This is a genomic window from Maribacter algarum (ex Zhang et al. 2020) (genome assembly GCF_005885635.1).
Lineage (GTDB): Bacteria > Bacteroidota > Bacteroidia > Flavobacteriales > Flavobacteriaceae > Maribacter_C > Maribacter_C algarum.
The window spans coordinates 1,458,895-1,483,518 of record NZ_VATY01000001.1 but is presented as its reverse complement, the minus strand read 5'-3'; the positions used below and the strand labels follow the sequence as shown (position 1 = coordinate 1,483,518).

Here is a 24,624-nt window from a genome sequence, read left to right as displayed (position 1 = left end):
TTTCCAGTTAATCATTTTCTTTATATTTAAAGATTTTTCTTACATTATGTGAAATGTCATTGTTCATAGGAGATCTTGCAAAAGAAAAACTACTGGCGTCTTTTTTAGATGCAAAGTACATTGAGTTACAGTTAAAGTTTGAAAGAATTCATGAATTAAAACTTAAGAAGAAGGGTGTCGACCTTGTATATAAACATAAGGGCAAGCGATTTTATATCGACGAGAAAGCGCAGTTGTATTACCCGAATGTCATTCTACCCACTTTTACTTTCGAACTCTCCTATCTCAAGAAAGGAATTGAAAAGGAAGGTTGGCTTTTGGACGAGAATAAAATCACGACCCATTATTTTCTAGTAATTGGTATTTATACCGTCCATCCTACGGACTTTGAACAAGGGTTCACAAACGCAAAAATCATTAGCGTTAATAGAAACAAACTGCTAGCCTTTTTGGATAGCATTGGTTTGTCTTTGCCCAAACTGAAAACTTACAATCAAGAGTTACGGAATCAGAGGGAATGTCCTCAGAAGGTGGCCATAAATGAGTTATTCATTAAGACTCAAGGATGTCTTTTTTATTCGAAGCAGTTGGAAGAGGAGCCGATTAATTTGCAACTACGTATAGAGTTTTTAATAAAATCCGGAATTGGAAAAGTGATTTATCCCACCAAAAAGATAGGTTGAAAAAGGATTTTCTATTTTTGGGATAGCATCCTATTGTATGAATTGGAAAATCAGCGGTTTACTTCTCCTATTTTGTTTTCAGGTAGTCCTGGGGCAAAAGTCTGTGGCGGAATTAAAAACAACTTTAAATTCTAGCTCTTCAGATTCACTTAGGCTTGAAGCAGCTCTTAGTCTGTCTAAGCATTATGCAAGAGTTCACCTAGACAGTGCGCTAAACTATGCAATACAAGCTGAACAAATCGTTACGAGTTTAAAAAGTCAAACACAATTACCCCGGGTACGCCTGCAAAAAGCAGGTATTCTGTTATCAACACAAGATTTCGAAAAGGCTGAGTTGCTCCTCAAAGAAAATTTAAAAGAACCTCAATTAACATCTGAAATTCTTGCTAAAACTTACCAAAATTTGGGGAACCTAAATATTTATCAAAAGAACTATGACAAAGCTACTTCCCTATATCTGAATGCCTTAGAAATATACGAACAAGAAAATGATAGTTTAGGAATTGCTAAAGTAACTTCCAATATCGGCATTGTGTATAGCAGATTAAAAAACTTTAATGAAGCCATATTGTTCTTTGAAAAAGCTAAAAAACATGCTGAAGAAGATCAAGTATTAAAACTTCAGGTACTAGGGAACCTAACAGGAATTTATGGTGATACAAAAGATTTTGAAAAATCTATTATTACAGGTAAAGAAGCCCTTTCCCTTGCCGAAAAAATCAATAGCCCTATTTATATGGGATTCGTGTATTCTAACCTGTGCAATAGTTATTTAGGCGCCAAAAATTATGATTACGCTATTGAAAGTGCCTTGAAAGGAATAGAGATAAAAGAAAAACTCAAACAAAACACTGATATTCTGTTCAACAACCTTGGGTATGCTCATTTGCAAAAGGAAGAGTATAGTAAGGCCATTACATATTTGAAAGAAGTGTCTCCTAAGGCCGGTCCAACTTTAAAATCATTGGTCTATAATAACCTGAGTGATGCCTACGGTAATCTAAACGACCATAGGTCTGCATGGCAATTCGGCCAAATGCATAAGAAAATAAGTGATTCCCTTAATGGCATCATGCTACTGGAAAGGGATAGTATTAGCTCGGTAATTCGTAGGTATGAAACTGAAAAAAATGCTCAGGCCCTCGATTTACTCAACACAAAAAACGAGCTAAGTCAATCCAAAATCAAAACCCAACGCCATATGCTTTGGGCTATAGGTCTATCATCCTTCTTCTTACTGCTACTTGGCATTGTTATTTATAAAAATCAAAAAAGTGGTCAACAACTTAAAGCGGCCCTTATTAAGCATCGACTATTGCGTACGCAGCTAAATCCTCATTTTTTGTTCAATGCCTTAAATAGCATGCAAGGTTTTAATTATGCCGATGAAAAAAAGAAGTTATCCAATTATATCAATAGCTTCAGTAAACTAATGCGATCTATTTTAGAAAGTTCGGATCAAGATCTGATAACCGTTGAGAATGATGCAAATGCAATAAGAGAATATCTGACCCTACAACGTCTTAGTTCTAACGAAAAATTCGACGCCATAGTTTCGATTGCAGAAGACATAGATTCGCAAATCCTCATACCGCCCATGTTTACACAACCTTTCGTTGAAAATGCTGTTATACACGGAATGAAGAATCGGAAAGATGGCAGTATTAACGTCAGTTACCAGAAAAAAGGAAACAATCTCGTTTTTTTGGTGAAAGACAATGGTATTGGCTTTTCAAATGAATCATCTAATGATTCTTCTAAATTACATCGTTCGATGAGTACCGATATTCTTAAGGAAAGAATAATCAACCTTCAAAAAACAAAAGGGTATGCATGTAAAATGCAAACTACTTCCGACACATCCGGAACAACAGTTACTTTGACATTTCCATATTACCATAAGAAAATAGGGGTATCTTTAAATCATGAGTAATTTCTTCACATGTGTAATCGTCGAAGATGATATCAGCAGTTCGGATTTTATAAAGAATGTGATTGCAGCAAATTTTTCAGAGGTTACCATACTTTCTGCAATACCTTCTGTTCGGGAAGCTGAAAGGGAATTACAAAGATTAAAACCTGATTTTGTGATACTTGATATCAATCTTGAGGATGGCAACGCATTTACCCTTTTGAAAGAGTTGGATACTATATCATTTAAAATTCTATTCGTTACGGCCCATAATGAATATGCTGTAGAGGCCTTCAAATTCAGTGCTCTTGATTTTCTGTTAAAACCTATCTTTCCGGAAGACCTTATTATTTCTATTAAAAAAATAATCAACGAACTTCAAAATCAACAATACCACAAACAACTAGAGGCATTTTTCCATAATTACGGCAAGAACAATGACCAGAAAAAGTTGGTTTTAAAGAACCTAGAGGCGGTTCATATTATAAATCTTGAGGACATCATCTATATCAATTCAGATAATAATTATTCAAACTTCAATTTGAAGAATGGGCGAAAAATCTTAGTTTCAAAAACCTTGAAATCATTTGATGAGCGGCTACAAGAACAGAGCTTTTTCAGGGTGCATCAAAGCTATATCGTAAATCTAAAGTATGTGCTGTCATTTGACAAAAAAAAGGACATGATTGTACTCCTTGATGACATTTCACTTCCCGTAGCGCAAAGAAAAAGGAGCGCATTGGTCGATTTTTTGAATCGATGAATTAACCAACAAATTCAACGAACATTCATATTCTAATTAGAACCTATCGAATTCTAATTGGTTCTTCCACAACTATATCTATTACAGTAAATTAAGAGTTAGACATTATGCCAACAGTCATAAGACTATTGGCAACTTTTGGAATACTACGCAATGAAAAAAAAGACGATTTTTAAAATGCTTTTTATCCCCTTGGTTACGCTGGCGACAATTTCTTGTGATGATACTGAAGGAGAACTGGTAGCACCCTTACCAAATCCAGAATTATTGACTGACTTTTGGTTCGGATATTATCAAGAAGACCCCCTCACGAACCCTGAAGATCCGTTAGCCGGATTTATTTATTTGAAAATACCAGATTCTGGAAATTTTGAGGGAGAACTATATTTCTCCTACAGTGGTTGCGAAGGCGGTGTAGATATAGGTCGGGTCACAGGTACTGCCAGCAATGGAAATCTAGATGGGACTTGGTCAGGTAATGCAGATGGTAAAAATGTTGGCGGAGATTACCTTGGTCAGTTAGTTGGCGATGAAATGTATCAGGGAACTTATATCAATGACGCTGGTAAAGTAGAAATCGTTTGTGATGAGGATTTTAGCTATTACGTGGCGTCAAATGGCACATGGACTTTACAAAAGACAGGAAATAACGAAGAGCTGAATGCTACCGTTAATAAAGATTCCGATCCTATTGCTTTGAATTGGGATGCGGGAAACGGTTCTGGTTTAACTTACAGCGTTGTTTTTATTGATGCGGAATGTTTGGAACAAAATTTGGACCTAGAAGAGTGCCTCATGTGGAGTGGTATCTCGACAAGCAATTCCATTATCTATGGAGAAGGAATCGGTGAAACTATACCTGCACAACGGTTGGTTTCAGGAAACTCATATATCGCTTCTATTACGTGTATTAATACATCAGGCGAAGTCACCGCTTCGAGCAATATCACTTTTGTGCGATAAATAAGCGACTTGAACCTTTAAAAGAAAAGACATGAAATTAATTCCATTTTATATCGTATTGTTTTTAGCACTAAGCTGCAGCAAAAAAGATGACGATACCCCGATCGAACAGGATTCTGCCAAAGGTTTATTAGAAAATCTAAAAATCGATATTTCTGGCGAAGAAAGAGAATACCATTTATATATTCCTCAAAACTCTGAAAATGTACCCGTGGTATTTCTTTTTCATGGGAATAAAAGTGACAATGACCAGCTCATAGGTATCGGCGGATTATTTAATAGAGATATCAAAGCGCCTTATAAAGTTTGGTTGTCTATTGCTGAACAAGAAAATATCATTTTGGTAATCCCTAAAGGCTTAGAGGGTTCAACAGGGGATAACGGATGGAATGATTGTAGAAATGATGCTGGTGGCAATCCTGATTCAAATGATGCGCTCTTCAGTAGCACGCTCATAGATGTTGTTCTTGATACATATAAAGGCAATGCGTCTAAAGTTTATGCTGTGGGTACCTCAAATGGGGGGCATATGGCCATGCGCTTGGCTCATGAAATTCCGGATAAGCTAACAGCATTCGCCGCAATAGTGGCTTCCAACCCGGTTAATTCCCAATGTTCAAATTCCACCATGCCAATTTCAGCGCTTATCATGAATGGAACCGATGATCCTATAAATCCGATTGAAGGTGGTTTGGTCGGCTTAGGCGGCTCCAATCAAGGTAATAGAGGCGAAGTTCTCTCTGGTCAAGAAACCATTGACTATTGGGTTTCAAGAAATCAAACCGATACTACTCCCATCACTACTGATTTTCCAGATTTGGATAGTTCTGATAACAGCATTGTTAAGAAACATATCTATTCCAACGGAGCAAATAATACAGAGGTAGCTTTTTACGAAGTAATTGGTGGCGGACATACTGAACCAAGTATTGCTGAAAGATACACCAATGCCTTTAAAGCTCTTTTCATGGTAAAAGAGCAAAACGGCGATATTGAAATGGCTAATGAAGTGTGGGATTTCTTTAAGACTAAATAAAAACAATTTATGAAAAATATAATGGGTTTATCGTCTATGGAATTAGTTAAACATGGTCTCATTGCTTTGTTGATTATCGTATTAATTAGTAGTGGAAGCTGCTCAAAAGATAAAAATCAAGCAAATGAAGATGTCTTAGGAGAATTTAATGCAAAATGTATCAAACATGAGGGGATAGAACGAACCTACGGGGTGTATTTGCCCAATAATTTCAACAAAGGCAATGCTACACCTATGGTATTGGCACTTCATGGTGGCGGTGGTACCGGTAGTCGTTTCGAAATAGACGTTTCGGACGGAAGCCTAACAGCGGCAGCAGAATCAAGAGGAATGGTAATCGTCACACCCGACGGCATTGACAAACGATGGAATGATGGTCGTACAGAACACTTTGGCAATGATAGAATGTATGATGATGTCGGATTTATTGCTGCGCTTATCGACCGAATGGTTGAAGACTACGGAGTAGATCCCAATGGGGTTTACGCTACAGGAATTTCTAACGGAGGGCTGATGTCTTTTCGTCTCGCCTTAGATCTTTCCAATAAAATTACCGCCATTGCCCCTGTCACCGCCCAAATATCAAAAGCTGTCGAGTCAAAGGTTCCTGATTTACCTGTCTCTTTGATTTTGGTCAATGGAGTGGAAGACCCACTGGTGCCCTATGATGGGGGCTGTATTAACAATTTTTTTGATGAGGACGATTGCAGGGGAGAAGTATTATCTACAGATGAATCCATAGTGAAGTTCTTAGGCTTTAATAAATGTGCAACTCCTGGCGAAACAGAAGCTATTATAGACCAAGTGCCTAATGACGGTACCAGTGTAGAAATAACAAATTATAAAAGTTGTGAAGATGGTACTGAAGTCGTTTTGGTAAAGGTTACTGGCGGAGGTCATACCTGGCCAGGTGGAGCGCAATACCTTCCCGATAGAGTGGTTGGGAAGCTTAGTAAAGAGATTAACGCCAGCGAAATGATACTCGACTTTTTTTTAAATCATTCTAGAAATTAAGCCTCTTAGATGCGATGAAAAAAACAAGTGTTTTTACTTCAATTTTTCTATCGACCATGTTAAGCTACTCTCAAACAGTACAAGTGAAATCAAGCACCTTTGCACAACATGAACTAAATATGAATGTATTTAATGTAATTGTGTTTAAAGCTCCTAACATCTCCTACGAATATTTGGCAAATGAAAACATGTCTTTTGGGCTAGGATTTCTGTATAGAATTGACAGAGGCGAAGCAATGACGCTTGGTATCTTTTCTTATGATATGTTGTTTAGAAAGTATTCCATAACACCTTTTATTAGAAGGTATTTTTCGAGGAAATATGCTCGCGGCTTTTTTATTGAAGGATTTGGGATGTTGAATTCTGGTGACATTGCTAAAATAAGGAACTTAAATGATTTTCAAGTTCTTCAAGGAGTGAACGAGATAGAAGTTGTTACCTATCGTCATTTTGCTGGAGGCATTACTTTTGGCGGAAAATTTCTTATTGGAAATAAAGGAGTTACATGTGAAACCCATTTTGGATTTGGCTGGAACTTCCTTTTTGGGGAAAATTCGAGCGGGCTAGGAGCTGTATCCCGTGGAGGAGTGTCTATGGGATATCGATTTTAACGATAATACTATTCCTCGCTCAAAAGTGTGGGGGGGATAAAGATGATTGGGAGAAATATAAAACTCAGAAATAATACTTAATGATTCTCTTAAAATATTCAAGAAACCAAAACTATTTGAACTATGAAAAAACTGTTTGTTTATTGCTTACTTACTATTATGTATTCAAGTCTATTTGCGCAATCAGATGTTGAGAATGGTAAAGACTATGACCTTCTTCCGAGAATGCCAGATTATCATATCTATAAGTATTCTAACGTGGAATTCGACACTCATAAGTTTTACATTAATCGGAAACTTCAACCGAAGGAAGGGAGAAAATTTACAATTCGATACCGCCATAAAGATTGGGAAAAGGATGATGCCACTCGTCCCAGTAAACTTCAAATATTGAGAAACTACGCCCAGGCAATTCTCAAAGCGGGAGGGAGCATAATCTTTGAAAGATCTAATTATGAACACGGCTATTATACTTTTAAGAACAACGAACAAAAAGAAATTTGGGTACAGATAAAGCCCGGATATAAAGGAAAGGATTATTCCATTTATATCATAGAAGAGGAGGCAATGCGGCAAGATATTACAATAGATGCAGAGCTTATAAAAAACAAAATTGACATTGACGGAAAAATTGCTATCTACGGTATTTACTTCGATATTGGCAAATCAGAAATAAAGGCAGAGTCCGAAGCTGCTTTTGATCAGATTAGCGAATACTTAAAGGAAAACCCAGAAATCAATTGTTGGATTGTCGGTCATACTGACTCTGACGGTTCTTTTGGGGTTAATAGCAAACTATCTCTTGATAGAGCAGAAGCAGTAAAACAAAGACTCGAACAAAAATATGTAATCGACGCTCAAAGACTCTTTGCTGAAGGAGTCGGGCCGCTTGCGCCCATCGCAACAAACACTACCGAGGAGGGTAAAGCTCTGAATCGTAGGGTTGAATTGGTAAAAAAATAATACTCACAATAAATTTCTTGTGAGCAAAAAATCATATTAAAAATCTTTTGGTCCCAAAATAGTTGTTCATATTTCAATTAATCAGAAGCAACACTAAGTTGTTTCATAATAAAAACAATAGACATGGTAAGAAAAATAATTTCGGTAGTTCTCGGTTTAGCATCAGCAGTACTAATTTTCTTAATCGCAGAGAAATTGAATGCTTCTATGCATCCGTTTCCTAAGACCTTAGATTTCAGTAATTCCAAAGCGGTTAAAGAATTCTTTGATAGTCAACCTTTCCTATTTTGGTTAATCGTTTTACTAGCTTGGGCTATCGGTTCTTTTATTTGCGGTTTGGTAATTAAAATCGTAGGTAAGTCAAACAATAAAGTCTTGGCTTATGTTGCTGGTGGAATATTGACTCTTTCAGGTATAGCAAATATTTTCTCGTTACCTCATCCTACTTGGTTTATCGTAGTCGGCTTGCTAATATTTGTTCCTTTCGTTTTGGCTGGGCATAGGGTATTCAAACTTAAAATGACCGAAAATGACCAACAGTAAGCTTTTTGATAAATTAAAATCACTTCTGAAGATTTATGAACCTCAGCTTTCAGTTGTGCACGATAAGCCAACTAACTATTATCTCAACACAGCCGCAAATGAGAAAAATAAAAAGGGGGAATTCTTCGCTGCGGTTCAAGTGAAAAAAAACTACATTGCCTTTCATTTGATGCCCGTATATTACTATCCCGATTTACTTAGTACGATAGGAGATGATTTAAAAAAAAGAATGCAAGGAAAATCTTGTTTCAATTTTAATCAAGTGGAAGATGAGCTTTTCGACGAATTGTCCAAAATTATAACGCTATCCTTTAACCAATATATAGAATTCGGAAGGATATCGTTAAAATAAAAAAGAGAAGCTTTTCAGCTTCTCTTTGTGGTCCCACATGGGCTCGAACCATGGACCCCCTGATTATGAGTCAGGTGCTCTAACCAGCTGAGCTATAGGACCGAAAATCGGACTGCAATATTACCACTTATTTTTCATCGTTGCAAGCAAAAACAAACTACGATTTCTTTTGTTAATCCTTTATTTCTTGGCATAATTCAACTAAAACTCCATTCGCCGTCTTTGGGTGAATGAAAGCCACCAACTTATTATCGGCTCCTTTCTTTGGTATTTCGTTCAAAACCGTAAACCCTTCATTTTTTAGGCGTTCGATTTCAGCTACAATATCTTCTACGGCAAAAGCTATATGATGAACCCCTTCTCCTTTTTTGTCGATATACCTTGCTATGGGACTTTTCTCATTCGACGCCTCAAGAAGCTCGATTTTATTTGGGCCACTTTTGAAAAAGGATGTTTTTACTCCTTCCGATAATACCTCTTCAATCTTATAATGCGGCACCCCCAATAATTTTTCAAATAATTGATTTGAAGCATCCAGGTTTTTAACTGCAATTCCGATGTGCTCTATTTTGTTCATAATGCAAAAATACACAGTATTCTCCGTATTTTTGCCCCATGGAAACACAGCGGCAGAAAAAAATTGGTGGAGTCATTCAGAAAGATATCGTTGATATTTTGCAGAGGGCGGCGATTGATGGTGGACTAAAGGGAACGATAATCTCTGTGTCAAAGGTTGTTGTCACAACAGATCTTTCGATTGCCAAGGTGTATTTGAGTATATTCCCCACTCAAGATGCCAAAGAACTTTTAAACGGTATCAAATCAAATCAGCCTTTAATAAAGCACGAACTATCACAACGCACACGGAATCAATTGCGCCGTGTTCCAGAGTTATTGTTTTTCTTAGATGATTCGTTGGACTATATTGAGAACATTGAAAAGTCGCTAAAGGGAGAAGAGAACCCCGTGAAAAATCCAGATTTATTGGAGAAAAGAAAGAAGTCCTAATTTGAACTTTCCTTTTTACATAGCGAAACGGTATGTGCGTTCAAAAAGCACTCAAAACGCCGTTAACGTAATAAATTTTATCACTTTTTTGGTCATTGTCATTGGGTCAGCAGCATTGTTTATTGTGCTTTCCGGCTTCGCTGGATTAAAAACCTTTAGCCTTTCATTTACGAATGCCTTTGATCCTGATTTAAAAGCAGTTCCAGCGACTGGAAAGATTTTTTCCATTTCCCCAGAACAAGAACAACAACTTTCTGAAATAAGGGGCGTTGCTGTTTTTTCTAAGGAAATTGAAGAGAGAGTATACTTGAGACATCGTGAACAAGCTGATATAGCCAGTATCAAAGGAGTGGATGACAACTATATTACAACCACTGGAATTGATAGCATGATTTATTACGGCGAATGGAACACAAACCCGCAATATGGCGTCGCGGGAATTGGCATCATAAATAAATTGAACGTTACTCTGGATCAAGTCAGAAACCCTTTGCGGATCATAGCGCCAAAACCTGGAAAAGGCTCTATTTCAATACAGTCTCCAGATGCAGCAGCTAAACTTTATAATGAGTTGCCTTTGGTAATCAGTGGTATATTTCAAGTTGAAGAAAGCCTAGATAATAAATATGTCTTTATTGATCTTGAATTAGCACAAGCATTGCTTGAAAAAAACAATACCCAAGTCTCAGGGGTAAACTTCAAAATTATGCCTGAAGCTGATTTGTTGCCTATTCGAGAAAGAATTAAAAATGTTTTCGGAAACGAAGTTATTTTAAAAAATAGGCAAGAACTTAACGGCACGCTTTACAGAATGTTGAATACGGAACAAGTAGCTACCTATTTGATTTTTACTTTGGTTCTGATTATTGCACTCTTTAATGTGGTTGGTGCTATTATCATGATGATACTAGACAAACAACAAAACTCGAAAACCTTATATAATCTCGGTGTAACGGTTAGGGAATTACGACGGATTTACTTTGTACAAGGAATACTGGTAACCACCGCAGGAGGCTTTATCGGCGTATTACTGGGTTCATTGCTCATAGGTTCGCAGCTACTTTTTGGTTGGGTCAAAATAGGTCCGATTGACTACCCTGTTGAACTGAATTTAATTAATGTACTGATTGTTCTAGCTACAATTATTGTTCTAGGAATTATCGCCTCTAAGATTGCAAGTAGTAGAATTAATAAGAAATTAGTCTCTGCTGTTTAGTGAACGAATTGGTGATCTCCAAACTTTTCTAACACTTCTTCGAAAGCTTCAAAAACATCGACAGATTCATCACTAGTGACCATTTTCATGCGGTACTCTTTGAAGTTAGGAATTCCCTTAAAATAGTTCGTATAGTGTCTACGGGTTTCAAAAACACCCAATTTTTCACCTTTCCAATCAATAGACATTTGCAAGTGTCGTCGTGCTGCTTCAACACGCTCTATCATATTAGGTGGTGCTAGATGCGTTCCTGTTTTAAAATAGTGTTTCACCTCACGAAAAAACCAAGGATAACCAATACTTGCACGACCTATCATAGCACCATCAAGTCCGTATTCATCTCGCATTCGCATAGCGGCTTCTGGACTATCCACATCACCATTTCCAAAAACTGGAATATGCATTCGAGGGTTGTTTTTAACCGCAGCTATAGGCTTCCAATCGGCATTGCCTTTATACATTTGTGCGCGAGTACGCCCATGAATGGCAATTGATTTACAACCCACATCTTGAAGACGTTCAGCTACCTCAACAATTTTGATGGAGTTTTCATCCCAGCCCAAACGAGTCTTTACGGTTACGGGAAGTTTCGTATGCTCGACCATCGCTTTAGTCAACGAAACCATTAAATCAATGTCTTTCAAAATTCCTGCTCCGGCTCCTTTACTCACTACTTTCTTTACAGGACAGCCAAAATTAATATCAATAATATCAGGTTTTGAAGCTTCAACAATCTCAACAGATCGTAACATGGAATCTAAATTCGCTCCAAATATCTGAATGCCTACTGGGCGTTCTTTTTCATAAATATCCAACTTCATGACACTTTTCGCGGCATCGCGAATCAAGCCTTCCGAAGAGATAAATTCCGTATAAACAACATCTGCACCTTGTTCTTTGCACAAAGCGCGAAAAGGTGGGTCGCTTACATCTTCCATTGGTGCAAGCAACAAGGGAAAATCGGGTAATTGTATATCTCCTATCTTTGGCATTTCTGTCCAATCATTTTTGGGACGGCAAATTTACGGAATTTTAGAACTTCACCCCAACCTCAACCTTCTTGCCCTCACGGTCTATGATAACTTTGGTAACGTTTCCTTCTTCAAAAGTCGAAAGCGCTCGCATATAGCTCATCATATCAGTCACCAGACTATCCCCTAGCTGAATAACAACATCGCCTTTTTTCAGGCCTGCCTTTTGCGCCGGCTTATCATCACTTATTCCATCAATTCGCATTCCTTTTCCGTCAAACAGATAATCAGGAACAACGCCTAAGGCCACTTTAAAACGAGGGACTTCCTCACTCTCGTTTTTTGTCTTTTTAAATGTGAGTTTCGGGTCATCATCCAACTCCTTTATGATTTCATAAATGTAGTTTGAAATCATTCCCATTCCTTCATAATTCAATTTTTCATAATCGTCAGTAGGTTTATGATAATCCTCGTGTTGGCCTGTAAAAAGATGTAAAACAGGAATGTTTTGCAAGTAAAAGGAAGTATGGTCGGAAGGGCCGATTCCCGATTCATTCAACACCAATTTAAATCCTGTATTCGTACTGTTTAAAACCTGTGGCCAGATGGGGGTTGTTCCCGTTCCACTTATGGACAAGGTTTTATCTTCTCGAAGTCTTCCCACCATATCCATATTGATCATGTAGTTCGCTTTTGACAAATCAATCGTTGGGTTTTTGGTAAAATAATTACTGCCAAGAAGCCCCATTTCTTCCCCAGAAAAAGCCACAAAAAGGTAGTTGCTTCCGTTTAGGGAATCTTGTAATCTTTTGGCTAATTTCAGCATAACACTTACGCCACTTGCATTATCATCAGCGCCGTTATGAATCGCTGCGCCCTCCCGATACAAAGACCCTTCACCACCCAAACCTAGGTGGTCGTAATGCGCTCCAATGATAACTGTTTTTTCAGCTCGATTATCAATGTACCCGATAACATTAGTACCTGTAATGGTACTATCTCCGGTAACGAATTGTACTTCAGAATGTGGGTCCGTTCTAGGTTTGAAAGTAAAGGTTTGCAAATAAGTGCCTTTCTTTCCTTTAGGTTGAAGCCCAATATCTTCCATACGTTGTTGTAGATATCCAGCTGCCATAAGTTCTCCGTAACTACCCGTTTCACGACCACGTAAACTATCATTTGCCAGAATAGCCACATCCTCTTTAAGTGAAACTGCTTTCGGTTTTTCGGTTTTACAGGAAAGTATTGTCAATAAAAAAAGGAGTGGTAGAATATTTTTCATCTTTTTTGGACGTAGTTTTACATAAGCAAGCTCGGGGTTGGCCTCAGAGCATTTTAATTCTCGATTATCAAGTAAAATTACGCATCCTATGAACAAATTGTTAGCAGCTCTCGTAATAATTGCCTTTATAAGCTGTAAATCTGAACCAAAAAAAACAGAGCCCACAGCAGAAAAAGAAACTTCTTTAATGGCAGGAAGCGATACACTTATTTATCCGGAGGAGAAATATTTTAAGTCCATTCGGCAAATCACTTTTGGAGGAGATAATGCGGAAGCCTACTGGAGTTGGGATGACAAGCAGATGATTTTTCAATCGAACAACGAAGCTTGGGGCATGGAATGCGATCAAATGTTCTTGATGAATATCGAAGAAAATTTTGAAGACTCAAAACCACCCATGATTAGCACAGGGTTCGGGCGAACCACTTGCGCTTATTTTCTACCAGATAACAAACATTATGTATACGGTTCAACACATTTGGTCGATAAGGAATGTCCTGAAGCGCCTTTACGCAAAAACGGAAATTACGTCTGGCCCGTTTATGATTCCTTCGACATTTTTGTGGCGGATTTAGATGGAAATATCACGGCTCAATTAACCAACGAAAAAGGGTATGATGCCGAGGCAACGGTTTCTCCAAAAGGTGATAAGATTGTTTTTACTTCGGACAGAAGTGGAGATTTGGAATTATTCACCATGAACTTAGATGGTTCTGATGTCAAACAAATTACGGATGAATTAGGGTATGACGGAGGGGCTTTTTTCTCTCCTGATGGGACAAAACTAATTTTTAGAGCCTCACGACCAAAAACTCCTGAAGCCATCAAAAAGTACAAAGACTTATTGGCTGAAGGTCTCGTGGAACCTACCGAAATGGAACTTTTTATCTGCAGTGCCGATGGTTCTGATTTGAAACAATTAACCTTTTTAGGCAATGCAAATTGGAGTCCGTTTTTTCATCCTTCAGGAGAAAAAATACTTTTCTCAAGTAATTTTGAAGCAGAAAAGGGATTTCCATTTAACCTCTATTTCATTGATATTGATGGGAAGAATCTAGAACGTGTTACACACGGCGAAACCTTTGATGCTTTCCCCGTTTTTTCCAATAATGGAAAGTACTTAGCCTTTTCAAGCAACAGAAATAATGGCGGTACACGGGATACGAATTTGTTTATTGCTGAATGGCAGGAATAGAACTTCCATTCGAGCCCATCGTATTTGACATAAAAGTCAATATGCATTTGGTGCTTGAGTATCTCGCCTTCTTTATGGCATTTCGATATTATGTTATTCTTAGAAAGAAAAGCACGGATTCAATTTCGTCCAACAATCGACTCTCTATTATTATTGGCGCCATTTTCGGAGCGTTATTTTTCTCTCGCCTAATCGCTTTTTTCGAGAATCCCGTATTGCATTACGAACAAGGGTGGTTATCCATTTTAAACAATAAAACCATTATGGGTGGACTGTTCGGTGGATTATTGGGCGTTGAACTAGCCAAAAAACTTATTAGTGAAAAAAAGTCTTCAGGAGATTTGTTTACCCTTCCTATTATCTTCGGAATTATTATCGGGCGTATCGGATGTTTCTTAGCCGGAATCAAAGAATTTACCTATGGCATTGAAACCAATTCTTTTTTTGGAATGGACTTGGGAGATGGTTTTCTGAGACATCCTATTGCTTTGTATGAAATTGTGTTTTTACTCTTTCTTTTCGTATTCATAAAACAACTTCGGCGACAACCAAATCTATTTGAAAATGGAATGCTGTTCAAAATTTTCATGATTTCCTATTTTGGCTTTCGCTTCTTTATAGAGTTCTTAAAACCCAATACCTTTTTAATACACGGTCTAAGTAGCATTCAACTATTATGCTTAATTTGTTGGTTGTACTACAACAAAAACCTCCGAAAAGGAATTCTATATGCCGGAAAGAAATTACACCTATTATGATTTTACCTTAAGTCTTTGTCCCGATTGTTTGCGTCGTGTCGATGCCAAAATAATCTTCGAAAATGACAAGGTATACATGTTAAAAAACTGCAAGGAGCATGGCAGAAGTAAGGTGCTTATTGCAGATGATATCGAATATTACAAGAACATTCGCAATTATAATAAAGCTTCAGAATATCCCAAAAAATTTAATACAAAAACCGATTATGGCTGTCCATATGATTGTGGTTTATGCCCTGAACATGAGCAGCATTCTTGCTTAACGGTAGTTGAAGTTACCGATCGCTGTAATTTGACTTGCCCAACCTGCTATGCTGGTTCCTCTCCAACCTATGGAAGACATCGCACTCTCGAAGAAATTAAAAAGATGTTGGATGTTATTGTCAAAAACGAAGGCGAACCCGATGTGGTACAAATTAGTGGTGGGGAACCGTCGATTCATCCACAGTTTTTTGAGATTTTGGACTATGCCAAGTCCTTGCCGATTCGGCATTTGATGGTCAATACCAATGGAATTAAAATCGCCAACGATTTTGCTTTCGCAGAACGTTTGGCGACCTATGCCCCTGACTTTGAAATTTACTTACAGTTCGACTCTTTAGACAACGAAGTCTTACAAACCCTTCGCGGAGCAGATTTAGCCGATACACGTCTAAAAGCTATCGAAAACCTCAACAAACTCAATCTTTCAACCACTTTGGTAGTAACCCTGCAAAAAGGATTGAACGATCATGAAATGGGAAGCACCATTGACTTTGCCCTCAAACAAAAATGCATTCGCGGTGTAACTTTTCAACCCACTCAAATCGCGGGTCGTTTAGAAAATTTCGAAGTCGACGAAAATCGAATTACGCTGACCGAAGTGCGCAGAAACATCTTGGAACAATCTCCTATTTTTGAAGCAGATGATTTGATTCCAGTTCCTTGTAATCCAGATGCTTTGGTAATGGCCTATGCCCTGAAACTTGGAGGTGAGGTGAGTCCTTTAACACGATATATCAATCCTGATGACTTATTGAACGAAGGAAAGAACACTATTATTTACGAGCAAGACGAGCAATTGCATGGCAAAATGATTGAGCTCTTCAGTACAGGAAATTCCGTAGAAAAAGCCTCCGAGAACTTGAAAAGTATTATGTGTTGTCTTCCAGAAATTGATGCTCCCGAATTGGGTTATGATAATCTGTTTCGAATCATCATCATGCAATTTATAGACGCTCATAATTTTGATGTGCGAGCCATAAAAAAATCATGTGTACATATTGTAAATAAGGATTATAAAATCATTCCTTTTGAAACCATGAATCTGTTTTACAGAGATGATAAGATTGAACGGTTAAAAGAATTGCAAGAAGAAGCCTTATGATTACAGCAGCGCTCCCTTTAGAAATCTACATAAGCGATATGGAAGGCGCTGGCTTTATGGTGCTATTGTTGGTTCCTGTTTTATTACTAATAACTATTATTTTAGCAATTGCAAAGCAAAAAAAGCCTGCTAAAAAAGTTTTGATAGCTGCAGGAATCTGTACCTTAATCGGAGCAGGACTGTGCGGATTGGGATAATATAATATTGACTTAATGTTATGGGTAAATTAATTCCTTTAGAAGTTGGTAATTTAGATGGAATCGTAGTTCTGATTGTATTGGTAATGTTTGGCCCTGCACTCTTGTTTCTTATCATAGGTTTAGTAATTAGAAAAAAGAATTCAAAAGCTGCCAAAGTCTTTTACATCATAGCTGGCGTTTATCTTTTGGTAAGTTTAGGTATTTGTGGAAGTTTAATTAGCTGAAAATGAGACTCTTTTTACTAAATCAAGGAAACGATATGGGCAATTTGTATATCGCCCTATTGGTGATTTTCTGATTTTTTCACCTGAATCATCCTTTCAGTTATAGGACTTATTTTACGCAAGAAAAAGCCCAAAACAGCCAAAATACTTTTTATTATTGCCCGTGTTTATTTGTTAGTAGGACTAGGAATTTGTGGTATTTCGCCGCTGGTTCCTTAGAGATAAGGTTCATAAATTAAATTCTTCTTCGTTCCTCAACTCGCTTTGATTTTTTATTTCCTCGTATTCTTGTATTTCCAAACTTATAGCGAAATCCAATAGTCACTAGTCTATTCTCTTGGCGATGCAGCGTAGAATTGTTTTGATTGAGGTAATTACGTGAGGTAAATCGATTGCCTTGATTAAAGATATCTTGTACACCAAATGAAGCACTGGCATTTTTATTCCAAAACGTCTTTCTTAAACGGAAATCCAAATAATTATATGAGTCTGTTCTTGCATTGCCTCTTACTCTCGGGGCATAGTAAGCAAAATTCAAATCTGTAACTAAGCTCCTATCCTTTAGAAAGGTAAAACCATTGTTTAAGCGAATGAATCCACTCCATAATTCATTACTCAAGATTCGCCCAGTATCTAAATCCCTGAAACGCTCCTCGTTGTTGTAGGCGGACAAAAACAAATAAAATCCCCAAGCTTTTGAAATATCTTTATTTATGGTCAAATCAATTCCGTATCCCGAATTTGATTCAATATTCATACTAATAAATCGTAATAAGTTATTCGTATTATCTTGAAAGGTCTGCTGTCTATATGGGTTATTCCATTTTAAATAAAACAAGGCAATCGAATAGTCACGATTAAGGGTATATTCCGCAGAAACCCAATTGCGCGTGCCTGGCAACAAATCAGGGTTGCCTTCAGCTACAGAATTATTGCTTATGAATTGCTGAAAGGGATTGATTCTATTGTATCGTGGCCTCTCGATTCTCCTAAAATATGACAACTGGTATTGGTGTTTTTTACTCGGGATATATTGCACCGCAATTGAAGGGAAGAACTCTAGATATGAGATTTCATTTGGTCCATTTCCGGTATCTAGTTCCCCTTTTGTTTCGGTGTATTCTGCTCGAAGCCCCGTTTTTAAACTCCATAAATCCCATTTACCATCAAAGCTGGTATACGCTGCATAAATGGATTCGTCATAAGTGAAAACACCTGCTTCCGTTGGGTTGATTCCAGGTTGATTTCTATCAAAGCCCTCTTGCGAAATTGTACTTTCTGAATTGATGCCTGCATAGCGAAGACCAGCTTTAAGGCGGGTCGATTTTCCCAATGGAGTTATATAATCCGTTTCGATATTATACAAGTTGATTTTTTGATTTGACTGGGTGATAAAATCATTCTCTCCGGTTTGATTTCCGTTATCATCAAAAAAATCGGTATCTAAGTCTTGCCCTTTTTTTGAATCATAGTAAGTGAAGTGACTCCCAAAAGATATTTCGGCGCCCTGCTTCTTCAGTTTATGTACCCAATCTGCATAAAAAGATGTGTTCGTTTGTTTCTGGTCGGAGTCGTTGATTGTATTAAAACTTGAAAACAAGCTCCCGCCCATATTGTTAATTAACGTTTCACTGAAAGAAAATTGATTCAATTTGGGGTTAAAAACATTGATTGTGGACAGGCTTAGTGCATTTTTGTCATCGATATCGTAATCAAAAAATGCACTTAAATTGTGCCGCTTTCGCCTAGTGGTCAAATCTTGATTGGAAGTCCACATGGAGGCAGGAGTGGCATTTTCAGAAAAATTTGTGATATCAGTATATCTTGAAATTCTCTTATCATTACTAAAGCTATAATTCACCGAAAAGCTTGTTTTCTTTCCTTTAAAAAAGTGGTCGGTTCCTGTTGTATTTTTTGCAAAGACCCCTTGGATGAAATTGTTGAAAATGGCTCCGTTATAACCGGCAACTAAGTTCTTTTTCATTTTGATATCAATCAACATTCCTCCTTCAGCGCTGTATTTTAAAGGAGGGTTAGTAATGACTTCTATAGCTTCAACATTACTGGCAGAAGAACCTGAAAGTAAATTGATGATATCTGATTCAGGTATATTTATCTTTCTACCATTAATTAGAATTCCAATATTCCGGTTTCCCTTAATAGTAATAACACCGTTAACCACATTGACCGTAGGAGTTTGTTGCAGAAGCTCCCAAATATTACCGTCTGCAAGTGCTGTTTTTTCGACATTAAAGACCAAACGATCTACTTTTCGTTCTAGTCTTGGCTTTTCATAGGTCACCACTACTTCATCAAGTTGCTGGGATTCTTTAATAATTAGTGCTCCAGCATCAAAATCAGAAGAAATATTAACTGCCTTGTATTTAGAAACATTTTCAATATAACTTGCTTTAAGCAAGTATTCCCCCATGCCAATACTATTGAAGATAAATGCTCCTTTGTCGTCAGTGGAAGTTCCGTTCACTATTGTAGAATCCGTAGTTTTCAATAGGAGAACATTGGCAAAAACTATGGGGTTCTTGTCTTGGTCAAGAACGCTTCCAACAAGCCTAAATTCCTGTGAAAATGAACTGGTTGAAATACAAAATAATATGAAAAGAAAAATGTGGGATTCTTTCATCAAAGGGACAATCTCCTCAAATGTAACATAATAATGTTGAAATATCCTACGAAATTTGTGCAGTTTATCGATTTTTAATTCGTTGATAAAACAGTAATTGACCTGCTTTTGATATCCATAAAATTCCTTTTGAATTTACACTATCTTTGCAGCGCTGAATACCCAAGTATTCAAGTATTTCTAGAGGAAGAGAATTTATGAAGCACATTAGAAATTTCTGTATTATAGCGCATATTGACCACGGAAAAAGTACTTTGGCAGATCGCCTATTGGACTTTACAGGAGCTGTAACAGATCGCGAGAAGAAAGAGCAGCTGCTTGACAGCATGGATTTAGAGCGTGAACGAGGTATTACGATTAAGAGTCATGCCATACAGATGGAGTACACTTACCAGAGTCAGGAATATGTTTTGAACTTGATTGACACTCCTGGTCATGTAGATTTTTCATATGAAGTTTCGCGTTCAATTGCCGCATGTGAAGGTGCACTTTTGGTGGTCGATGCGGCTCAGAGTATTCAAGCACAGACCATTTCTAATTTGTATTTGGCCCTGGAAAATGATTTGGAAATCATTCCTGTTCTAAATAAAGTCGATTTACCGAGTGCTAATCCTGAAGAGGTTACCGATGATATTGTAGATCTTTTAGGATGTGATACTGAGGAAGTTATACCTGCTAGTGCAAAAACGGGTATTGGCATTGAAGAAATATTAAGCGCTATTATTGAGCGTATCCCTCCCCCAGAAGGTAATCCAGATGAATCATTGCAAGCACTTGTATTTGATTCAGTTTATAATCCTTTTAGAGGCGTGGAAACCTATTTTAGAGTTATCAATGGGGAAATCAAAAAAGGACAAAAGATAAAATTCGTTGCTACGGATAAGGATTATTTTGCCGACGAAGTAGGAACCCTAAAATTAACGCAAGAAATCAAACAAAGTGTTAAAGCAGGTGATGTTGGCTATTTGATAACTGGAATAAAAGATGCAAGAGAGGTCAAAGTTGGTGATACCATTACGGATGCCGCAAAGCCTACAAAAAATGCGATTGAAGGTTTCGAAGATGTAAAACCCATGGTATTTGCTGGCATCTATCCTGTTGATACTGATGAGTTCGAGGAGCTGCGTTCTTCAATGGAAAAACTACAATTGAACGATGCTTCATTGGTGTTCGCCCCAGAGAGTAGTGCGGCCTTAGGTTTCGGTTTTCGATGTGGATTTTTAGGGATGCTCCATATGGAAATCATTCAAGAACGCTTGGAGCGAGAGTTTAACATGACGGTGATTACTACGGTACCCAATGTTAGTTATCACGCTTTTACAAGAAAAAACCCAGATACGGCCTTGATTGTAAATAATCCAACTGATCTTCCTGACCCGTCAAGTATTGATCGGGTTGAAGAACCTTATATCAAAGCCACCATTATCACAAAGTCTGATTTTGTTGGTAATGTGATGTCTTTATGTATCGAAAAAAGAGGTCAAATCACGAATCAGACTTATCTTACTACTGAGCGTGTTGAATTAAATTTTGACATGCCTTTAGCAGAAATTGTTTTTGACTTTTATGACCGTTTAAAAACGGTTTCTAAAGGGTACGCTTCTTTTGATTATGCGCCTATTGGAATGCGAAAATCGAAATTGGTGCGTGTGGATATCCTTCTCAATGCACAGCCAGTTGACGCCCTTTCTGCTCTTATTCATGCCGACAATGCCGTAACCATCGGTAAAAAAATGTGTGAAAAGCTTAAAGAACTAATTCCCAGACAGCAATTTGATATTCCAATTCAAGCGGCTATTGGTGCAAAAATTATTTCGAGGGAAACAACAAAAGCTCTCCGCAAGGATGTTACCGCCAAATGTTATGGAGGTGATATCTCACGTAAGCGTAAACTACTCGAAAAGCAGAAGAAAGGTAAAAAACGTATGCGTCAAGTAGGCAACGTTGAAGTGCCACAAGAGGCATTTATGGCCGTACTTAAATTGAATGACTAGAATTATATCAATTGTAGTACGCTTTTCCGAAATCAGGACAACTTTTTAACATCCTTCTTTTACATAAAGGTCATAATTGGATTACTTTTGTTGTCCAATTTAACCTAAAAAGTCTCGCTCCCCGATGACAACCTATATAGCCCAATTTACGGCCAAGCACCGTATTATTCAAATTGAACAAAATTCTATTTTCACTTGGCGACAAGAAAGTGGAGAAATAGACGATGCCCTTCTTGAAAATAAAATCAAAAGAGAATCTGCGCTTCATTTTTACCAGTTAGTGGCTGGTAAAGACTATCCTGTTATACAAGACGACATAAGAATTACCGTTTGGAAAACACTGCCTTTTAATGGGTAATTAATACCTGATAGGTTTGTAATATTCATATCAGATAGCCAAGGGAAACATGCTATTTTCTTCTACAAGTAACACCTTCTAAATTTGGGTTATTATCAGGGTTAGCTTCTACTGCTCGAACAAGGTCCTCTAATGACGCGCCATTTTCGTTTGGTATGACCTCGCCATCTACAACAAAATTTCCATTCTCTTCGCAAACATCAATAGACTCAATTTCGTTACTGCAAACATAGCAGTTTTCACTCACGTCATCTTTCTTACATGATATTAGAATTCCAATTAAAAAGATGGCCGCTAAAAAGTTTACTCCTTTATTCATAATTAAGGTTTTAAGATTTTTAAACTCCTAAGGATTATTGAAATAAAGGTATGTTGTGAATGGATGCTGCGAAATACCCAGAATATTGTATTTTCTCCTACTGGTTTCCCCTTAGTGGCTTTCTACTTGTTTACTGCGAGATTCGAAAAGAATCTTATGTAGAAAAGATGTTTCAGGAGAAAGTCCATCTCAATTTTGAGATTGCGAGGTCTGTGTGTTTAGAACTTCAACGTCAAAAGCTTTTCCCAAATAGACCAATTTGTAACCCTCTTGAATATCACCAAACTCTTGATTAAATGAACTAATGATTTTTAAATCCCCTTGGTCATCCTTTAGAAATAAAGGAATAATATCTTCATCGGAATTTGTAATTTCAATAAGACCTTGATAATGATTGGTATCACTTAAATCTATTTCTTGAATCGCCGGGTATTTTCTTGTTGCTTCCATCAGTTTCATGAAATCATCTGTGTGTGAAAACAGACCCTCTTTCGGGTTATTTTCAGGGTCGTTCATTTCATCTGAACTTACCAAGCGGAATGAACCATGCTCTCCAAATTGTTTTTCAAATTTTTTGATTGCATAGGTATTGATATCGGCGTTTCCTGTAAGGGACATCAAATATCCAATATCACTTAGCTCGATATTATCTCCTAATGAATCGGAATAAATGTTGGCAGAAAAGGCTTCCAACCCTAATTTTTTCGCCTTGTTTATGTTGTTTTGATTACTGTCGACAAGCACGACATGACGGTTGTTTTTTTGCAAATAATCTCCCATTAAACGAGAAAACTTCGAGGCTCCAATAATCAAAATACCTTCAGACTTCGTTAAAAACACTCCGACCATCTTTGCGAAAAGCCTTGCGGTTGTTGCATTTAATAAGACCGTTCCAAGAACAATCATAAAAACTAATGGTGTAATATACTCGGCACCAACTTCTCCTTGTTTTAAAAGCTTTGAGCCAAATAAGGAGGCGATTCCAGCTGCGACGATTCCTCTTGGACCCACCCATCCTATAAAAAGCTTTTCATTAAACCTTAAATTTGAGTTCATTGCGCTAAGAAATACCCCTAAAGGGCGAATTACAAAAACAATAACTCCAAATAGTGCTGCGGTCTTCCAACTAAAAATCAATTCAAGATCACTCATATTGATATTCGCAGCGAGTAAAATGAATAAGATAGAAATGAGCAAAATGCTCAAGGATTCCTTAAAATACAAAAGCTCTTTAATATTCGGAAGTTCTTTGTTACCCATAACCATACCCATTACTACTACCGCCAAAAGACCTGATTCGTGGGCAAAGGCATCTGACATCACAAACACAAGCAGGACTGTAGAAAGGGAGGCAACATTTAGTAAATAATGCGGAATGAAATTCTTCTTAATTAAAAATGTAAGGGCATGGGCGAAAGTGAATCCAAAGGTGAATCCGAAAAGCAGAATTTTTCCAAATTCGATTAGAGCTGTTATAGTATAAGCCTTTCCTTCCCCAACGCTAATAAACTCAAAAACCAAAACTGCTACTAAAGCACCTATTGGGTCAATTAAAATTCCTTCCCATTTTAGTACTGCTGAAATATCCTTTTTAAGGGGGATATTTCTCAAAATAGGCGTGATTACTGTAGGACCTGTAACAATTATCAAAGCAGAAAACAAGAAAGAAATCTGCCAGCTTAATCCAAAAATATAATGGGCGGCAATTCCAGCTCCAAAAAAAGTAACGAGCGACCCCAATGTTATCAATTTGGTAATTACCGGTCCAACATTCCGAATTTCGGAACGCTTTAAGGTAAGACCTCCTTCAAAAAGTATAATGCTAATAGCCAGAGAAACGAAATAGTACAGTGCATCTCCAGGAAAAAGTCCTTTTTCACCATTCCAAACTGGCTCAATCAACTTATGTCCATCCTCGGTATATATCGATGCGATGGGGCCAACCAGTAACCCGATTAGAATCAATGGAAGAATCGCAGGCAATTTCAAACGCCATGCAAACCACTGTGCCACGATTCCTAAAATGATAATTCCAGCTAACTCTACCATATTTAGCTCTTTAGTCGAAAAATAATCATTTTTAAACTAACATTTATTATCAAAAACGCTAAGTTTTTTTAATTAATATTATGCTATCTTCCCGCTCTCTTTTTGGTTGCGCTTGATGCAAGCTTTTAAAGCCAAACGAATTGCTTATTTATTCAGAAAGCGCTGCCAAGGAGAAATAGATTCAAAATTAAATGTTTTGTAAA

General features: G+C 37.4%; 25 protein-coding genes and 1 tRNA gene. 19 read left to right on the top strand and 7 right to left on the bottom strand.

Features of this window, described 5'->3' with window-relative positions:
* Nucleotides 1–53: 53 nt before the first annotated feature.
* From FEE95_RS06330 to FEE95_RS06285, 10 genes are all read left to right on the top strand, one after another.
* Nucleotides 54–683 (top strand): hypothetical protein, encoded by a 630-nt coding sequence (locus FEE95_RS06330; RefSeq protein ID WP_138657036.1) that lies wholly within the window; start codon nt 54–56, stop codon nt 681–683.
* A gap of 37 nt (nt 684–720) precedes the next feature.
* Nucleotides 721–2,616 (top strand): tetratricopeptide repeat-containing sensor histidine kinase, encoded by a 1,896-nt coding sequence (locus FEE95_RS06325; protein ID WP_138657035.1) that lies wholly within the window; start codon nt 721–723, stop codon nt 2,614–2,616.
* Nucleotides 2,609–3,358, top strand: coding sequence for a LytR/AlgR family response regulator transcription factor (locus tag FEE95_RS06320; RefSeq protein ID WP_138657034.1), 750 nt, complete (start codon nt 2,609–2,611; stop codon nt 3,356–3,358). The genes FEE95_RS06325 and FEE95_RS06320 overlap by 8 nt, the downstream gene beginning before the upstream one ends.
* 153 nt (nt 3,359–3,511) lie before the next feature.
* Nucleotides 3,512–4,321 (top strand): hypothetical protein, encoded by an 810-nt coding sequence (locus FEE95_RS06315; protein ID WP_138657033.1) that lies wholly within the window; start codon nt 3,512–3,514, stop codon nt 4,319–4,321.
* A gap of 31 nt (nt 4,322–4,352) precedes the next feature.
* Nucleotides 4,353–5,357: a CE1 family esterase gene (locus FEE95_RS06310; RefSeq protein WP_138657032.1), complete on the top strand. Its 1,005-nt coding sequence runs from the start codon at nt 4,353–4,355 to the stop codon at nt 5,355–5,357.
* A 9-nt stretch (nt 5,358–5,366) separates the two neighbouring features.
* A complete protein-coding gene (locus tag FEE95_RS06305) occupies nt 5,367–6,371 on the top strand; it encodes a CE1 family esterase (RefSeq protein WP_138657031.1) in 1,005 nt (334 codons plus the stop codon).
* 83 nt (nt 6,372–6,454) lie between these two features.
* Nucleotides 6,455–6,982, top strand: a complete 528-nt coding sequence (locus FEE95_RS06300; protein WP_171036988.1) for a DUF3575 domain-containing protein — start codon at nt 6,455–6,457, stop codon at nt 6,980–6,982.
* A gap of 123 nt (nt 6,983–7,105) precedes the next feature.
* The gene (locus FEE95_RS06295; protein ID WP_138657029.1) at nt 7,106–7,945 is read left to right on the top strand and encodes an OmpA family protein; all 840 of its coding nucleotides are present in this window, start codon (nt 7,106–7,108) and stop codon (nt 7,943–7,945) included.
* Nucleotides 7,946–8,068: 123 nt separating this feature from the next.
* Nucleotides 8,069–8,488 (top strand): hypothetical protein, encoded by a 420-nt coding sequence (locus FEE95_RS06290; protein WP_138657028.1) that lies wholly within the window; start codon nt 8,069–8,071, stop codon nt 8,486–8,488.
* Nucleotides 8,475–8,840, top strand: a complete 366-nt coding sequence (locus tag FEE95_RS06285; RefSeq protein ID WP_138657027.1) for a hypothetical protein — start codon at nt 8,475–8,477, stop codon at nt 8,838–8,840. Before FEE95_RS06290 ends, FEE95_RS06285 begins: the two co-directional genes overlap by 14 nt.
* A gap of 28 nt (nt 8,841–8,868) precedes the next feature.
* Here the strand turns inward: FEE95_RS06285 and FEE95_RS06280 are convergent.
* Nucleotides 8,869–8,942 (bottom strand) — tRNA-Ile (locus FEE95_RS06280).
* Between the two features lie 70 nt (nt 8,943–9,012).
* Nucleotides 9,013–9,417 carry a methylmalonyl-CoA epimerase gene (mce, locus tag FEE95_RS06275; protein WP_138657026.1) on the bottom strand — a complete coding sequence of 135 codons (405 nt, stop codon included), beginning with the start codon at nt 9,415–9,417 and terminating at the stop codon, nt 9,013–9,015.
* A gap of 38 nt (nt 9,418–9,455) precedes the next feature.
* Here mce and rbfA point away from each other — a divergent pair, with 38 nt between their 5' ends.
* Both rbfA and FEE95_RS06265 read left to right on the top strand, forming a co-directional pair.
* Nucleotides 9,456–9,848: a 30S ribosome-binding factor RbfA gene (gene rbfA, locus FEE95_RS06270; protein ID WP_138657025.1), complete on the top strand. Its 393-nt coding sequence runs from the start codon at nt 9,456–9,458 to the stop codon at nt 9,846–9,848.
* Nucleotide 9,849: 1 nt separating this feature from the next.
* Nucleotides 9,850–11,064, top strand: coding sequence for an ABC transporter permease (locus tag FEE95_RS06265; protein ID WP_138657024.1), 1,215 nt, complete (start codon nt 9,850–9,852; stop codon nt 11,062–11,064).
* Here the strand turns inward: FEE95_RS06265 and dusB are convergent.
* Together dusB and FEE95_RS06255 are read right to left on the bottom strand one after the other, a co-directional pair.
* Nucleotides 11,061–12,056, bottom strand: a complete 996-nt coding sequence (gene dusB, locus FEE95_RS06260; RefSeq protein WP_138657023.1) for a tRNA dihydrouridine synthase DusB — start codon at nt 12,054–12,056, stop codon at nt 11,061–11,063. The two genes, FEE95_RS06265 and dusB, sit on opposite strands and share 4 nt — an antisense overlap.
* Nucleotides 12,057–12,096: 40 nt before the next feature.
* Nucleotides 12,097–13,317, bottom strand: coding sequence for a M28 family peptidase (locus FEE95_RS06255; protein WP_138657022.1), 1,221 nt, complete (start codon nt 13,315–13,317; stop codon nt 12,097–12,099).
* Between the two features lie 88 nt (nt 13,318–13,405).
* Here FEE95_RS06255 and FEE95_RS06250 point away from each other — a divergent pair, with 88 nt between their 5' ends.
* From FEE95_RS06250 to FEE95_RS06230, 5 genes are read left to right on the top strand one after another with little or no spacing between them, the layout of a single operon-like run.
* Nucleotides 13,406–14,512 carry a TolB family protein gene (locus tag FEE95_RS06250; RefSeq protein WP_138657021.1) on the top strand — a complete coding sequence of 369 codons (1,107 nt, stop codon included), beginning with the start codon at nt 13,406–13,408 and terminating at the stop codon, nt 14,510–14,512.
* On the top strand, nt 14,500–15,270 hold the full coding sequence (locus FEE95_RS06245) for a prolipoprotein diacylglyceryl transferase family protein (RefSeq protein WP_138657020.1): 771 nt from the start codon (nt 14,500–14,502) through the stop codon (nt 15,268–15,270). Before FEE95_RS06250 ends, FEE95_RS06245 begins: the two co-directional genes overlap by 13 nt.
* Nucleotides 15,242–16,636, top strand: a complete 1,395-nt coding sequence (locus FEE95_RS06240; protein ID WP_138657019.1) for a radical SAM protein — start codon at nt 15,242–15,244, stop codon at nt 16,634–16,636. Before FEE95_RS06245 ends, FEE95_RS06240 begins: the two co-directional genes overlap by 29 nt.
* Entirely contained in the window at nt 16,633–16,833 is a 201-nt protein-coding gene (locus tag FEE95_RS06235; protein ID WP_138657018.1) for a hypothetical protein, read from the top strand. Before FEE95_RS06240 ends, FEE95_RS06235 begins: the two co-directional genes overlap by 4 nt.
* Before the next feature lie 20 nt (nt 16,834–16,853).
* Complete coding sequence (locus FEE95_RS06230; RefSeq protein WP_138657017.1) at nt 16,854–17,060, top strand: hypothetical protein; 207 nt, start codon at nt 16,854–16,856, stop codon at nt 17,058–17,060.
* Nucleotides 17,061–17,295: 235 nt separating this feature from the next.
* Here FEE95_RS06230 and FEE95_RS06225 read toward each other — a convergent pair whose 3' ends face one another.
* Nucleotides 17,296–19,701: an outer membrane beta-barrel family protein gene (locus FEE95_RS06225; protein ID WP_138656959.1), complete on the bottom strand. Its 2,406-nt coding sequence runs from the start codon at nt 19,699–19,701 to the stop codon at nt 17,296–17,298.
* 197 nt (nt 19,702–19,898) lie between these two features.
* On the opposite strand from FEE95_RS06225, the gene lepA reads away from it, so the two are divergent.
* Together lepA and FEE95_RS06215 are read left to right on the top strand one after the other, a co-directional pair.
* A complete protein-coding gene (lepA, locus tag FEE95_RS06220; protein WP_138656958.1) occupies nt 19,899–21,695 on the top strand; it encodes a translation elongation factor 4 in 1,797 nt (598 codons plus the stop codon).
* A 124-nt stretch (nt 21,696–21,819) separates the two neighbouring features.
* Nucleotides 21,820–22,053 carry a GTP-binding protein LepA gene (locus FEE95_RS06215; protein WP_138656957.1) on the top strand — a complete coding sequence of 78 codons (234 nt, stop codon included), beginning with the start codon at nt 21,820–21,822 and terminating at the stop codon, nt 22,051–22,053.
* 52 nt (nt 22,054–22,105) lie between these two features.
* On the opposite strand, the gene FEE95_RS06210 is transcribed toward FEE95_RS06215, so the two are convergent.
* The gene (locus tag FEE95_RS06210) at nt 22,106–22,372 is read right to left on the bottom strand and encodes a hypothetical protein (RefSeq protein WP_138656956.1); all 267 of its coding nucleotides are present in this window, start codon (nt 22,370–22,372) and stop codon (nt 22,106–22,108) included.
* A 189-nt stretch (nt 22,373–22,561) separates the two neighbouring features.
* Nucleotides 22,562–24,421, bottom strand: a complete 1,860-nt coding sequence (locus FEE95_RS06205; protein WP_138656955.1) for a cation:proton antiporter — start codon at nt 24,419–24,421, stop codon at nt 22,562–22,564.
* Nucleotides 24,422–24,624: the final 203 nt, after the last annotated feature.